Origin of the sequence: Halalkalibaculum sp. DA384 (genome assembly GCF_043951955.1) — a bacterium.
GTDB lineage: Bacteria > Bacteroidota > Rhodothermia > Balneolales > Balneolaceae > JAMQKA01.
In genome coordinates, this window is the sequence record NZ_JBINJE010000013.1 from 78,965 (window position 1) to 94,232 (window position 15,268).

General features: G+C 50.1%; 12 protein-coding genes and 1 riboswitch. Of the genes, 9 read left to right on the forward strand and 3 right to left on the reverse strand.

The window, feature by feature from the left end; all coding sequences use genetic code 11:
* Positions 1-98: 98 nt before the first annotated feature.
* The 3 genes from groL to ACG2E4_RS09560 form a co-directional block, all read right to left on the reverse strand.
* A complete protein-coding gene (gene groL / locus ACG2E4_RS09550) occupies positions 99-1,733 on the reverse strand; it encodes a chaperonin GroEL (RefSeq protein WP_395276389.1) in 1,635 nt (544 codons plus the stop codon).
* Positions 1,734-1,861: 128 nt separating this feature from the next.
* Complete coding sequence (locus ACG2E4_RS09555; protein WP_395276390.1) at positions 1,862-2,512, reverse strand: phosphoribosyltransferase; 651 nt, start codon at positions 2,510-2,512, stop codon at positions 1,862-1,864.
* 204 nt (positions 2,513-2,716) lie between these two features.
* Positions 2,717-3,736 carry a magnesium transporter gene (locus ACG2E4_RS09560; RefSeq protein ID WP_395276391.1) on the reverse strand — a complete coding sequence of 340 codons (1,020 nt, stop codon included), beginning with the start codon at positions 3,734-3,736 and terminating at the stop codon, positions 2,717-2,719.
* A 2-nt stretch (positions 3,737-3,738) separates the two neighbouring features.
* Positions 3,739-3,834: riboswitch (TPP riboswitch) on the reverse strand.
* A gap of 800 nt (positions 3,835-4,634) precedes the next feature.
* On the opposite strand from ACG2E4_RS09560, the gene ACG2E4_RS09565 reads away from it, so the two are divergent.
* From ACG2E4_RS09565 to ACG2E4_RS09605, 9 genes are all read left to right on the forward strand, one after another.
* Entirely contained in the window at positions 4,635-5,555 is a 921-nt protein-coding gene (locus ACG2E4_RS09565; protein WP_395276392.1) for a L,D-transpeptidase, read from the forward strand.
* A gap of 239 nt (positions 5,556-5,794) precedes the next feature.
* Positions 5,795-6,262: a hypothetical protein gene (locus ACG2E4_RS09570; RefSeq protein ID WP_395276393.1), complete on the forward strand. Its 468-nt coding sequence runs from the start codon at positions 5,795-5,797 to the stop codon at positions 6,260-6,262.
* 26 nt (positions 6,263-6,288) lie between these two features.
* Positions 6,289-7,143, forward strand: coding sequence for a transporter (locus ACG2E4_RS09575; RefSeq protein WP_395276394.1), 855 nt, complete (start codon positions 6,289-6,291; stop codon positions 7,141-7,143).
* A gap of 35 nt (positions 7,144-7,178) precedes the next feature.
* Positions 7,179-7,640 carry a DNA-binding protein gene (locus tag ACG2E4_RS09580; RefSeq protein ID WP_395276395.1) on the forward strand — a complete coding sequence of 154 codons (462 nt, stop codon included), beginning with the start codon at positions 7,179-7,181 and terminating at the stop codon, positions 7,638-7,640.
* 87 nt (positions 7,641-7,727) lie between these two features.
* Positions 7,728-8,213 carry a hypothetical protein gene (locus tag ACG2E4_RS09585; protein ID WP_395261701.1) on the forward strand — a complete coding sequence of 162 codons (486 nt, stop codon included), beginning with the start codon at positions 7,728-7,730 and terminating at the stop codon, positions 8,211-8,213.
* 396 nt (positions 8,214-8,609) lie between these two features.
* The gene (locus ACG2E4_RS09590) at positions 8,610-10,535 is read left to right on the forward strand and encodes a heavy metal translocating P-type ATPase (protein WP_395261700.1); all 1,926 of its coding nucleotides are present in this window, start codon (positions 8,610-8,612) and stop codon (positions 10,533-10,535) included.
* Between the two features lie 259 nt (positions 10,536-10,794).
* Complete coding sequence (locus ACG2E4_RS09595; RefSeq protein ID WP_395261699.1) at positions 10,795-11,529, forward strand: ABC transporter ATP-binding protein; 735 nt, start codon at positions 10,795-10,797, stop codon at positions 11,527-11,529.
* Positions 11,492-13,897 (forward strand): ABC transporter permease, encoded by a 2,406-nt coding sequence (locus tag ACG2E4_RS09600; protein WP_395261698.1) that lies wholly within the window; start codon positions 11,492-11,494, stop codon positions 13,895-13,897. Before ACG2E4_RS09595 ends, ACG2E4_RS09600 begins: the two co-directional genes overlap by 38 nt.
* Positions 13,898-13,901: 4 nt before the next feature.
* Positions 13,902-15,089 (forward strand): efflux RND transporter periplasmic adaptor subunit, encoded by a 1,188-nt coding sequence (locus ACG2E4_RS09605; protein WP_395261697.1) that lies wholly within the window; start codon positions 13,902-13,904, stop codon positions 15,087-15,089.
* Positions 15,090-15,268 lie beyond the last annotated feature (179 nt).

Genomic DNA, 15,268 nt, shown 5'->3' on the forward strand with positions numbered 1-15,268 from the left:
TAAGGTTAAAGATGGTAAATCGTTACTCACATCTTATTCGAAACATATTGCAAGCGATGTAGATGAATAAGGTACCCAAAAAACCGATTACTCCTGTTTTACTCTAGCATACCATCTTCCAGGGCGGCTTCATCACGGAAGCTTTTGGGCTTTTCTTCGACTTCGGTCATGGTCGCCTCGGTAAGTAGCAGGGTCCCGGCCACCGATACGGCATTTTCGAGGGCGATTCGAACCACTTTGGTCGGGTCGATAATACCGGCTTTATACAGGTCGACAAACTGGTTTTGCGCGGCATCAAAACCATAGTTCCCATCCCCGGCCATCATCTTCTCAACGATTACCCCGTCATCGACTCCCGAATTTTCTGCGATCTGCCGGGCGGGTGCTTCAAGCCCTCGACGCAATATCAGGATACCGGTTTTTTCATCTCCCTCGGCCTTTTTGGCTTCTCCCTCAACGGCATTGGCTGTTCTCAGCAAGGCGAGGCCGGCACCCGGCACGATACCCTCTTCAATGGCCGCCTTGGTGGCGCTGATGGCATCTTCGAAAGCCTCTTTCCGGCTTTTGAGCTCGGTTTCGGAAGGTGCCCCCACCCGGATGACCGCGACACCGCCCGAGAGTTTGGCCAGTCGTTCCTGCAGCTTCTCCTTGTCGTAGTCGGAATCCGATTTCTCGATTTGCCTGCGAAGCTCGTTGCATCGCCCTTCGATGACCCCTTTATCTCCCCCTCCGCCGATAACCGTTGTCGTATCTTTGTCCACCAGAATGCGTTGTGCCGAGCCCAGCATCTCCGTAGTAATATTCTCAAGCTTCATGCCCAGCGATTCCGATATCAACTGCCCGCCGGTAAGCAGCGCGATATCCTGGAGCATGGCCGTCCGGCGGTCCCCAAAGCCCGGCGCTTTAATGGCCACGCAGGATAGGACACCCCGGATTCGATTCACCACGAGGCTGGCCAGGGCTTCCCCATCCACATCTTCAGCGATCACCACAAGCCCGGTCTGCTGTTTGGCCATCTCTTCCAACATGGGAAGCAGATCTTTAAGATTGCTGATCTTTTTGTCATACAGCAGAATTCGGGGATTCTCTATTTCAACTTCCATCTTCTCAGCGTCTGTTACAAAGTATGGGGAAAGATAGCCACGGTCGAACTGCATGCCCTCTACGACTTCAACCTGGGTCTCCGTACCTTTGGCCTCCTCCACCGTAATCACTCCTTCAGGCCCAATTTTGTCGATAGCCTCCGCTACAAGATCTCCAATTGCAGTATCATTATGTGCCGATATGGTGGCTACCTGCTGTTTTTCCTTGTGTGTTTTTACCGGTCTGGAAATTTCTTTTAATGCCTCAACAGCAACGGCTAATCCCCGGTCCAATCCTCTCTTCAACTCGATAGCACTAGCCCGGGCGGCCACATTTTTGAGTCCCTCGGCAAAAATAGTATAAGCCAAAATTGTTGATGTAGAGGTCCCATCCCCCACCAGGTCACCGGTACGCTCGGCAGCTTCTTTCAATACCTGTGCCCCCAGATTTTCTTCGGGGTCTTTCAGGTCAATTTCTTTCGCGATGGTTACGCCATCATTACATACGAGCGGTTTTCCCCATTTTTTGCCAATTAACACTGATTTGGATTTCGGACCCAGGGTTACGCGAACGGCATCATAAAGAGTGGTAGCCCCTTTCAGGAGTTTCTCCCTGGCTGACGTCTGAAAAAGTAGTTTTTTGTAAGCCATAATGTTCTCCTTGTTAAATTCATTACTCAAATAAATTACGATAGGAAACCACAGATGGGTATAGGCTTTGAAACCAAACGGTATGTAAGAAATGTTCTTCTAGCTCATGTAAGGGAAATCCCTGCCAATTAGGCTGGAGAAGATTTTATCGTTTGATTACGCCAATTACTCAGGTAGCGTTGCACATCTTCATCACTAAGGTTCGTAAAATTACGATATCCCTGTGAAACGGCTGCCAGATGTTGATATTTATCCAGTATAACTACGTCATCTGCTTCGGTCTCAAGTGCAGTGAGCCTGGTTAGTCCCGAAACCGGAGCTGCTATTACAATCTTTCTGGGTTGGTGCTTACGACACATTCTAAGAGCAGCAAAAATGGTCGCTCCAGTGGCAATACCGTCATCCACCAGGATGACCACACGATTCCTCAGGTTGGGCAGTTCCTTTCCATTGCGGTACTCAAAAACACGTCGTTGAATTTCTTTATTTTCTTTTGCCTGAACTTTGGCAATGATATCCCTGGTAAGATATTGGTTTGACCACGGGTCAAGGTACAGGCTTCCATCCTCTGCAAGTGCTCCAAAGGCAGCTTCGGGCTGTTGAGGATAGCCGAGTTTACGGGTGATGATTACATCAAAGTCGCATTCCAAGGCTCGTGCCACATAATACCCTACCTCCACTCCGCCGCGAGGAATAGCCAACACGACAGGCCTTGCCGGTTTATATTTTTTGAGCGCCTTGCCCAGCTCTATACCTGCCTCTTTTCGATTCTCAAACATGACTGTTTTATCCGTTGAGAGTTAATCTATTAGTGCATCAAGCTGCGCATTAATAACTTTAACTTCCTTAAAACGAGTCACCAACCCTATAGGTGCTTCTACCAAATGGTTGAGAGGGGTTTTCCTACACAGGATATTCAGGCGAAACTTCCTTGTAATGGCCTGGCGTTGGAGGTTGAGGGTGGGGTGCCGTCCGATAGCTATTCAGAACATGATGGCCGTGGTGATAAAAAAGTAGGTCAGGATAGACAGCACGTCCTGGATGACGGTTGCGATGGGGCCACTTCCAAAGGCCGGATCGATATCAAACAGGTTGAACAGAACCGGCAGTACCATGGCAACCAATGTGGCCGTAGAACAGGCGGCCAGCAGAGACAGACTCGTTCCAAACGCCAGCTGTGGGTCATTCCAGTTCCAAAGGAGAAATGGATATGAAATCGCTGCCAATACAATCCCTATGGTTATGCCGGTGAGCAACTCTTGCCAGAGCACATTCTTGATGGCCACTCCCACAGAAAGCCCACGTACAATAATTGTTTCCGTTTGCGTACCCACTGCGTCTGCCAGGTATACAATTCCTGGAATAAAAAAGGCAATGGTTAACTCTTCCTGAAGCCGGGACTCAAATCCACTCACCACCTTGGCGGCAATAAACGCTCCCAAAAGCCCAAGTAACAACCAGGGCAGCCGGTGCCAAAAGCGCTTGAAAATTGGTTCCTGCAGTGCGGTTCGTGCTTTGTTCGTATCCTGCAAGAATCCACCCACCCGGCTCAAATCCTCTTCGTGCTCTTTTAGCAGGACTTGTAGTAGAAGATAAGGCGGAATCAAGCCGATAAATTCTCCCTCTTTGTTTACCACCGCCAGGGCCGATTCTTTATGGTGCACTGCGGTCCATGCCGCCACTTCCTGGTCTATTCCCGGTCTAATCGTCGGGGGCTCCTCATCCATAATATCTCTTGCCGTCAAGTGATCACCAGCGGAATACAGATCTTCAATTCGTATCAATCCCACAAACCTGGGGCCATCACAAACAATGATGTGGGAGGCACACTCAAAGGCTTGTTCTGTTAGTTTTTTCTGGATGTCGGTGGCATCTAGACCGGGAGAAACAATCGGTACAGAGGTAGTCGCAAGATCGGTTGCTATTTGTAAATTGGACTCTATAATGTCTAGAGGAACGGGAGAAGATATAGCCACCGAATTGCGGTATATATTGGAGTTCAAATCAAAAAAGCCAACGGTTTCCTTGCGCCGGTATTACCCGGGTCAAGTTCAAGGGGTATACTCTCAGTTCCATTTAAGGAACACCCTCAACCACTGGCTTTCAATGCCGGCACCATTCAAGCACCGACAAAGGTAGACCGTTGCACACTTTTTGGAATTTCCATTAACTGGAAGATTCCGAAAAGAAACCCTCGGCCATTAATTCAGGGGTTGCCGTCAGCAACACCGTAGTGCCACTCACGACTGTGCAAACTCAATATTTCAAAGACTCTCTTTAAGAACTATTAAAAATATAGAACCTGCCGATAAACCTATTTGTAATGTTTTTTCGTCAACCAGTGTACAACTTTCACCTACACAAACAAATCAAAATAATGCGTTGTTTTGTTTAGACAGCCTTATCAAAATAGAAGAGAAGGATTTTTCATTGAGTGGTTTACTACCACATCCAAATGCATAGGCACATGATTGGATAGACTTAAAAATCCCATTTGGTCAGAGTCCAGTCGAACTATGAAGTTTTCCACGGCCAATGGTGTCCAGAAAGTGATACAAGTAAGAGCCCCGCAGGTAATAGTTCACTTTACAAAATTCCAAGGATTTATATCACACGCCTTGTCAATAAAATAAGCACTTCTTGATATCAAAATATTGAGGAATTTTAACCAGCAAGATAAACACCAATAAACATAAAGTTATGAACCGCTTAACTGTTTTGTTGTTTATGTACCACTTGATGAAGTGGGAAAAGAATTTACGCATTCATCGAGTTCAGGATGAGCAGATGAGAAACCGATATCAGAGGATGGGGTGGTTTGCGAAACGTCTGCAATACCAGGGAAACCAATTAATGATATATCTCTGATATGAAATCAATCATATAGATAGATCCATACACATGACAACATTCCGAAACATATTTTTTCTGTTAGTAACGGCTACGCTTCTTCTGATTTTCTACAACGAAAAAGAACCCGCAGTTTCTTTTGAGAATATTTCCGGAATCAAGACTTCTTCAAGCAACTTTCAGCCCCTCCACTTTTTTAAGGATACGGTAAAGGTCAAGGACTATTTTAAGGTGATGGACAATATCATATTCCGGTATGACTCTTTGCTCACCTATCCGATTTCCGAGCACTTGATCATTCGCAATAATCCCTGGGTGATCGATTCACTGGCGGCTACCGATTATTATGACTTAAAGGAGCGGGGAATTACCAGCCTGAATCCGAAAGAACTACCAATCTTCACACCGGGTCAATTTCTTGTTATTCCTGACTCCTCAGCGGTGGACAGCCTTAAACTGCTTTTCGAACAGACCTGGCTTGATCTGAACATACCTGAATTCAAACTCCGTATTTGGCAAAATGACAGCGTGATCCATGAATTCCCGGTGCGCGTGGGCAGCAATGAGCATAAGTACCTGGCCATGGCCGGCAGAGTTGTCGATCTGCGCACCCATACCGGTGAGGGAACCATCATCCGGCACGTAAAAGAACCCGCCTTTATCAATCCCGTCAACAATCACCCCTACCACGTCACCCGTCGGGACGATGGCGTAGAGACCGCGTTGCCCAACGTGCCGTGGCTGGAACCCGAAATAAACGGTCTGCGCTATGGCCAGCTTATCCATCCCACCACCAACATCGAAACCCTGGGTACCCCCTCTTCCAACGGCTGTATCGGCACCTCCGAGGCAGCGGCCTGGTACCTGTATTATCAGGCTCCGGTAGGTACACACATTGTCATTCGGTATGATTTGGAAGTTATCGACGAGAATGGGAATCCCATACGGCTGCAAAATCCATACAATCGGTAAGCTTGCATTACCTGAACTCCTAAGCGTTGATCTATCGCGAGGATTATTTAAACAACACGGGCTGGTATTAATGAATATTCGGAGAATAATGATGGAAAGGTTCCAGGCTGTAAGGGTTTGCTCTACAACTTGCAGCGTGTTTAAACCACATGTTGTCTAAAGGAACTCAGCACTTCTTGTGACCAGTTATTTGAGGAAATTTTAACCGTTAAATAAACTCCAACTAAATACAATGAGCTATGAAACGCTTACGTGTCTTATTAATAGCATTGATGCTGGGCAGTTTTACGTCCGCATATGCCCAACAACCCGGGCAGCAACAGCAGATGCAGCAACAAATGCAGCAGATGAACCAGATGATGCAAAAGATGAATCAGCTTATGGAGCGGACTCATACAATGAACCAGGAGATGAATCGTCGTATGCAGCAGGTTCAGGATGAGCAGACCAGAAACCAGTACCAAATGATGCACCGGTTCAATGAACAGATGCAGATGACCCTCGGCACCATGAAGAATGCCGCCGAGCGATGCAATCAGATGCAACAAGACCAGCAGATGACGCGCGACCGAACCATGCAACAGGATATGGATCGGCTCCGTCAACATCTTAACAACATGACCGGACAAGCCGAAGAGGCCGTCCAAACGATGGAGCGGATTACCAAACGCCTGCACCAACAACAAGCCACCGGTAGCAACAATTAAATCAGGTTTCTGAGATGAGGCCTCAAATGCGAGCATTATTAGTAGGAGGAGTGCTATGTTGGGCAGCTGGAGCCGGGCAGGCCAGTGGACAGGCCCTGACCTATAATGGGTCTGTACAATACGCCACCGGCTCCTACTATTTTACCGAGCAAACCGGGAGCTTTTATTTCAACAACGGGCTTGGTATTTCCGGAGATAGGCTAAGCCTGCACCTGAATGTACCCTTCATCGCCCAGAACACCCCGTGGATTTCCTACACCAGCTCAGGAATGGGACCACTACCCACAGGCGGCCCCCATAACCGATTAGTTGACGGCAGCGACGGTGGACAAGGAAACCGTCGCGGCAGGAGAAGAATCGATCCGGGTACTACCGATACCCTGAACTTCACCGAAACCCATTTTGGGGATCCTTCTCTTTCGGGAAGCGTAAGAATTTACAGCTCCGGGTTCGGACAGACATCCGTCAATGGGAATTTTGGCATAAAATTTCCGCTGACTGATGCCGATTCTGGATTTGGTACCGGGGCGTGGGATTTCGGTGCCGGGCTATCCTGGTCGCAGCGCGTGGCCGGCAATACACTCCTGTTACTGAGCGGAATGTATTGGCAGCTTGGCGACATGGATGACCTGGATTTTAAAAACATTCTGAGCTACAGCGCCGCCCTAGGGCAGACTTTCCAGGAGGGCAAGCTGATGGCTACGGCCAGTTTCTTTGGCTCTACGCAAATTATCGAGGATATCGATCCACCAATGAATGCCGGAGCCGGGCTGAGCTTCCAGGTGGCACCGAATGTCGCCCTGAATACCAACCTGCTTGTTGGATTAACAGAGTCGGCATCCGACTTCAGTATCGGCGCTGGTTGGAGTATAAATTTTTAAATAAATAAAAAACTAATCTGAATGAGGAATCGGAGATGAACAAAGTAATAATGAGTACGGTATTATCCATCGTGATCATGACAGTAACGCTGCTTTCAACCGCGTGGTCACAACAGCGGCCCGGCAAAGGGATGGGGCAGATGTACACCCGGAATTATGACGTCAGTACTGTCGAAACGATGAAGGGCGAAGTCGTGGACATCTCTTACAATCCAAGTAAAAAGAACGCCGCTGTGATGGGCGTACATGTGGTTGTAAAAACTGATACCGAGTCGATACCGGTACACCTGGGACCAGTCTGGTACCTGAATGAGCAAGATCAACTTAACAAGGGAGACAAGATCGAAGTTACCGGCTCTCGCATCACCTTTAATGGAGCCCCGGCTCTTGTTGCAGCCACGGTGAAGCGTAACGAGATGACACTGCAGCTCAGGGATCAAAACGGGTTCCCGGTATGGAGGGGCTGGAGAATGAGCGGCATGAGGAATAATCAGTGACCGTCTTTCTAAATCAACAATATTCAATAATTCTATGGAGATCAGAAGTTGGCGTTCATCTCCACAACATACGAAGGAGAGGTAGTCATGGACTTTAATGCGGCACATATTCACCTGATGGTCAATCACATACCTATTTTGGCAACACTGTTTTCCATTCCGATTTTGGCGTGGGGAATCATTGCCAATCAACCGGCGATCAAAAAAGTGGCACTGGTTGGCTTTATCGTTGCCGGTCTGACGGCCGTTGTCGCCGTACAGAGCGGAGAGCGGGCTGAAGATATTGTTGAATCGGTTCCCGGCGTATCTGAGCAAGCCATTCACGATCACGAAGAGGCGGCTGAAACTGCACAGTGGCTGGCCATCGTTCTGGGAGCTGTAGCTGTTGCAGCCTTCGTTATGACGAGCAAACAGATCAGATACTCGAAACAGATAATCTGGTTTTTGCTTATCTACAGTTTAGCGGTGGGATCAATGCTGGGCTACACGGCATACCTGGGCGGTAAAATCATGCATCCCGAATTGACCGGCGATCCTCCGCCTTCCCAAAGTATGGAATCTGAAGATGATTAATGAATATTCCAGGGTAAAAAAGTGCGGACGGTTTAACCGGTATTTTTGACGTTGGTAATTTTTTTGTCTCTCAATTTTTCGAACAGAATTAAATCCTTATTTCTTAGCTTAGACCGAACATTACTGGGGGGGGCAGTTCAATTTTAATATTCAGTGCCACCAAATATTTTTTTATAAGCCTTTGTTACCAATCAGTTTCCATTATGTTTGAAAATTCATCAGAGAATAACAATTTCATCATTTATTCAACTTGTCAACATGTTGTATGAATACCTTAAGTGTGCACACATATACAGATTAACCGGGTCGTTTATAATACAAACTGAGGGCGGTTGGGGTCACAATTTTATAGTAATATTTCCATGCCAACAATTTAGCGAAAGCGTGTGAATTTGCATGACAAACGAGCCCAAAAATAACGCCGCTGTCTTCTTCACTGCTCCGACATTCTATGCCTGGTTAACTATTCTTTGCACTATTAGCCTGGCAGCTGGGTTCTTTGGATCTGTTTTTGGGCTTATCACTGACCATACAGCCCGTTTTTTCTATATGGCCGCTTACCTGACGGGCGGGTATTCCGGGACTATTCAGAGCGTAAAAGCCTTGCTGAGACTCCAGATAAATGTTGATGTACTGATGATACTGGCGGCGATGGGTGCCGCCCTCATTGACAACTGGCTGGAGGGAGCTATCTTGCTGTTCCTTTTTTCATTGAGCAATACGCTACAGGACTATGCGATGGGCAGAAGTCGCAGGGCAATCCGCTCACTGATGAAACTGCGTCCTGACAAAGCGCTTGTCCGGAATGAGGATGGAAGCGAAACGTACCGTACTGTAGAAGAGCTGGCCATCGGTGAGCTCATCATCGTCAAACCGGGCGAACGCATTCCCATCGACGGGCAGGTACAATCGGGCGTCAGCACAGTAGATCAGGCGGCCATCACAGGGGAAAGTATGCCGGTAACCAAAGAGCCGGGCAGCGAGGTATTTGCTGCTACCATGAATGAAGACGGGGTGCTGGAAATTGAGGTCACCCGCCTGGCCGGGGATACCACCCTGGCAAAGATTATCAAGTTGGTGGAAGAGGCCCAGAGCCGGAAAGCCGAAACCCAGCGCTTTTTGGATGAATTTGAATCGCGATATGCAATCGGCGTTATCCTGTTCACCACAGGATTAATATTCATTCCCTACCTGGTATTCAATCAGCCTTTTGATCCCACCTTTTACCGTGCCATGACGATCCTGGTGGTGGCATCTCCCTGTGCACTGATTATCAGTACCCCTGCCAGCATACTCTCCGCCATAGCAAATGCCGCCAGGAATGGAGTTTTGTTTAAGGGAGGGGCCTACCTGGAACAAGCCGCAGAAATTTCCACGATCGCCTTTGACAAGACGGGGACACTCACCACCGGCCAATCGGCCGTTACCGATATCATCGCCTTCAATAGCGGCAATGGTACCAGTACAAACTCCGAAAATAAACTCTTAGCCCTGGCGGCATCCGCCGAGCAGCACTCCGAGCATCATCTGGGCGCTGCCATATTAAGGGAAGTTCATATGCGAAATATTGAATTCCCGAAAGCAGAAAATGTGAGGGCTGAAATAGGCAAGGGCGTGCTGGCCCGTATTGGCAGTGATGAAGTCAAGGTGGGCAATCGTAAACTGTTTGACGGACTGCTGTACCGGCTGGACAACGAACGGCAGGCCACTATTAAAAAACTGGAGCAGAGCGGAAAGACTATCATTTATATAAGTCGCAATGGAGAGCTGAACGGTCTTCTTGTCTTTTCAGATCAGATTCGGGATCAAGCGCAGGGAGCCCTAAACAAACTGCGAGAATTGGGGATCAAAAAATTTGTAATACTTACCGGCGATCTTGAAGGTGTGGCCCGGAGGGTCGCCGACGAATTAAATATTGATGAGTACTACGCTCAGCTCCTGCCCGAAGAAAAAGTGGAAATCATCCGGAAAATGGCCCGGGATGAGGCCGTGGCCATGGTGGGTGATGGGGTAAATGACGCCCCTGCGCTGGCCAGCAGCCACCTGGGAGTTGCCATGGGTGCGGTGGGAACCGATGTGGCGCTGGAAACAGCCGACGTAGTACTGATGGCAGACGACCTTGAAAAGCTGCCCTATATGATCGATTTGGCAAGACGGGCCAAAAAGGTCGTTTGGCAGAATATAATTTTTAGTTTAGCGGTCATTGTCATGCTTGTACTTTCCGTTTTCTTTTTCAACCTGCCGCTGCCCCTTGGGGTCGTGGGACATGAGGGAAGCACGTTAATCGTCGTATTGAATGGATTGCGACTATTGCGATCGTAATATCCTGGTATAGGAGAAATCAAAAGAGAGTGGAATATTTTAGCTGCTTATCCCGGGTTTTAAGGAATTAAAAAAGATTCCAGGCTCTCGGTTGGTCTTTACTTTTCGCAGGAATCGGGGCTGATTTTGGAAGCTCTATTCTATGGTTCCAGCCAGGTGCACGTAAGAAAATCACCTACAAGGAGAGTACCATTCTCATGTAGTCGATTTAGGGATCCCTTTACATTTTTTGGATGGTATTGATGGTAATATGATATTCATGAGTACAACCGCGCCAGATATTGAAACCAGCCCAATCATTTTCTCCACCAGCGCACTGACTAAAGTGTATCAGATGGGCGTTGTGGAGGTTCAGGCTTTGCGGGGTATTGATATGGAAATTTATGCGGGCGAAGTCGTCGTTCTGCTCGGGGCATCGGGCAGCGGGAAATCTACGCTGGTGAATATCCTGGGCGGGCTGGATACGGCGACGGCTGGTCACGTGCAGTATCGTGATGTGGATCTTACCCACGCCTCGGAAAGTGAGCTTACAAACTACAGGCGCTTGAATGTGGGATTCGTGTTCCAGTTTTATAACCTCATCCCCAGCCTGACCGCCCGCGAGAACGTAGCCATTGTGACCGAGATTGCCGAACATCCCATGGAACCTGAGGAAGCATTGGCGCTCGTTGACCTGCAGGACCGGATGGATCACTTCCCGGCCCAGCTTTCGGGTGGCGAGCAGCAGCGTGTGGCCATTGCCCGGGCTGTAGCCAAAAATCCGGATGTGTTGCTTTGCGACGAGCCGACCGGCGCGCTCGACTCGAAGACAGGCATCGTAGTGCTGAAGGCGCTGCAGAAAGTGTACGAAAGCCTGGGAACGGCTACCATACTGATCACCCACAATGTCGTAATCGGGGGTATGGCCGACCGGATCATCAGCCTGCATGACGGTAAAATTGCCGGCATCAGGGAAAATGAGCAAAAAGTATCTCCGGACGAGATGGAGTGGTAACGCCATGCGTGCAATGAGTCGAAAACTGCTGCGGGATATCTCAAACATGTGGGGCATGGTGTTTGTTATCGCCCTGATGATTATCTGCGGGGCGGCCACCTATATCACCTTCCTGAGTACGCTGGATTCGCTTCGCCAATCCCAAGAGTCCTATTACCAGGACTATTACTTTTCGAATGTGTTTGCCTCACTAAAACGGGCCCCCAACTCGCTGACCAGCCGCATCCGGGAAATTGAGGGCGTTAACCGCGTGGAGACCCGGATCCAGTCGGGCGTAAACCTGGCAGTTCCCGGGTTTAACGAGGCCGTCATCGGCATGATCACCTCACTGCCCGATGAGCGCGAGCCCCTGTTGAATCGACTCTACCTGCGCGAGGGGCGGCTGCCGAATCCCTATGTGGAAGACGAGATTGTGCTGGGCGAAGGGTTTGCGACAGAGCACGAATTCAGTGCGGGAGACAAGCTTGCGGCCGTCATAAACGGGAAGAAGAAAGAGCTTACGATTGTCGGAATCGGGTTGTCGCCGGAGTTTATCTTCCAGGGACAGCCCGGCAATGCGTCGGGCGACCTGCAGCGGTTTGCCATCATCTGGATGCGGCGCGCTCCGCTGGAGGCCGCCTACGACATGGACGGCGCGTTCAACAATGCGGTACTCTCGGTAACCCGTGGTACCAATGAGAAGGATGTTATCACCCAGCTCGATCTCATGCTGAAGCCGTATGGCGGACTCGGGGCCATCAGCCGGGAAGACCAGAGCTCCCACTTTTTTATTACCGAGGAGTTCAACCAGCTCAGGCAGATTGCCACTATCATCCCCACCATCTTTATCCTGGTGGCCGCCTTCCTGCTTAATGTGGTGATCGGCCGGCTGATACGAACCCAGCGAGAGCAGATCGGTATCCTCAAAGCATTTGGGTACCGAAATACGGAGATCGGCCTTCACTATTCGCTGATGGTATCGGTGATCGTGGCGATCGGGCTGGCGGGGGGCATACTGCTGGGGTACGATCTCGGCCACCGCCTCTCCAACCTCTATGCCAATTACTACCGGTTTCCCTATCTCGATTTTGAGATGAGTGCCTGGGATATCATTGCGGCCTCCCTGATCAGTATGCTGGCGGCCTATAGCGGGGTGTTCTTTTCCGTACGCGAAGCGGTTACGCTGCCGCCCGCCGAGGCGATGCGCCCGGAGCAGCCCAAAGTATATCACCGGAGTCTGCTGGAAAAGATGGGCGCTTCGGCCCTGCTGGATCAACCTACTAAAATGATTTTGCGGCAAATGGGTCGGCAGCGAGTAAAAGTGACTTTTGGGATTGCAGGCGTGGCGTTTGCGGCTGCCCTGGTGATGTTGGGCCGCATGAGCAACGATTCGGTGAAATACTCCGTGGAGGTCGAGTTCCGCCAGGCCAACCTGTTTGATCTCGGGGTGTCATTCATTGAAGAGGTATCCGACCACGCCGTCATGGAGATACAGCGAACGCCCGGCGTGTATTACAGCGAGGGGTACCGCGCGGTTCCGGTTCGGGTGATATCGGAACACCGCAGATATCTCACAGCCATTGAGGGGCACTCCACCAATATGAAATTGCGGCAAATACTGGATACCGAACAGAAGCCTGTTACTATACCGCAGGAAGGACTGCTGATCAACCGGAAGCTCGGAGAAATTTTGAAGATAGATGCCGGAGATACGGCCACCGTTGAGTTTATGGATGGCAGCGGGCGTATCGCGCAGATACCGGTAACCGGGTTTGTCAATCAGTTTTTTGGATTGACCTGCTACATGAATATTGAAAAGCTGAACAGCCTGCTGCCCGAAAAAAATGTAGTCTCCGGCAGCTACCTGTCCATCGACCGCAGGTTTGAGGATGAAATCACCGCCACGCTGAAAGAGAGCCCCCTTGTGGGAGAGATTATATCCAAACAGCGGATGATTGAGCGCTTTTATGAAGCCACGGCCCAAACCTGGCTGATAATTGCCCTGTTTATCTCCCTGTTTGCCGGGGCCACCGCGTTCAGCGTGGTCTATAACAACGCGCGGATATCGCTTTCCGAACGCAGCCGGGAACTGGCCAGCCTGCGCGTGCTCGGGCTAACCCGCGGGGAGATCTCATACATCCTGCTCGGCGAACTGACCATTGTGGTACTGCTGGCCATCCCGATCGGATTTCTCATCGGCTGGGGATTAACCTATTTCATCGTATGGTCACTGCAAACAGAACTGTACCGTATTCCCATGAATATTACACGCGCAACCTACGCCCTGGCGGCACTGGTCGTCATTATTTCAGCCCTGTTATCGGGCTGGATGGTCCGCCGAAAATTGCACAAGCTGGATCTGATAGGCGTCTTAAAAACAAGAGAATAGAGCAATGAAAATCACAAAAAAACAAATACTCATATCGATTTTAGCCATTGTCATAGTACTGTTTGTGGTATGGGGATTTCTACCTTCTCCGGTACCGGTTAATGTGGAACAGGTCCGGGTGGCTCCGCTTGAGGTAACCATTGAAGATGAAGGCAAAACCCGGGTAGCTGACCGCTATACTATTTCGGCCCCCGTAACGGGATATTTCCTGCGCATTCAGTACGAAGTGGGAGATACCGTAACCGCCAACCAGGAGCTGTTCCAGATCCAGCCCGTCCCCGATTTGATCAGCGCCCGACAGCACGAAATGGCCCAGGCGCAGCTGGAAGCAGCCAAATCACGACTAAAGCTGGCGAAGGAGAATCTCAATCTTGCCACCGAAGAGCAACGAATGGCTGACGTTGAACTGGAGCGGCTGCAAAAAGTTTTTGATCAAGGCATAGGCAGCCGGCAGGGACTCGATAATGCCAAGCTGGCCGCCCGGCGCGCAGCCGCGCAGAAAGCCTCGGCCGAGTTTTCACTGAATATCGCCGAGCACGAGATGCAGGCGGCCGAGTCGGCGCTGCGTTCGTTCCAGGCTTCAGGCGGGCGGGAGCAGGTCGCCATTCAATCCCCTGTCAACGGCCGGCTCTTGAAAATTTACCAGGAAAGTGAGGGGACGGTACAGGCCGGGACTCCGATCCTGGAGGTCGGCGATCCATCCTCCCTGGAAATAAAGGTCGATTTGCTGTCAACCGATGCGGTGCAGGTGCGCACGGGAATGCCGGTGCGCATCAAGCGATGGGGCGATGAAATGATTTTGGACGGTATTGTTCGCGTAGTGGAACCCTCCGGGTATACCCGTATATCGGCACTGGGCGTGGAAGAGCAGCGGGTACCGGTAATCCTGGATATCCTTTCGCCCCGGCAGCAGTGGCAGGCGCTGGGCGACGGCTACCGCGTGGTGGCGGAATTTATTATCTGGCAGGGCGACGACGTGCTGCAGGTCCCTTCCTCATCCCTGTTCCGGACCGGTGAGGAATGGGGACTGTTTTCCGTCGAGGGGGGAGCGGCCCGATTTCGCACGGTGGAAGCGGGTCGTCAAAGTGGATTAAATACGCAAATCGTTAACGGATTGAGGGCCGGCGAAATCGTGCTGACCCATCCCGATGAGCGTATTGAGGATGGGGTAAGAGTGGAAATCAGAAATTGATCGATTAAAATGAAACGTTCGGTCTCCCTGTTTTTTGGAGTTTGTTGTTCGATCCTGCTGCAGCGATTGTCCAGGACACTACCGCTGCTGACGACACGACTTACCGAAATCGCGTGTTGCTTCTGCCGGCAATTGGCTTATCTCCAGAAACCGGATTTCTTTTCGGCGGGGTAGTGGTC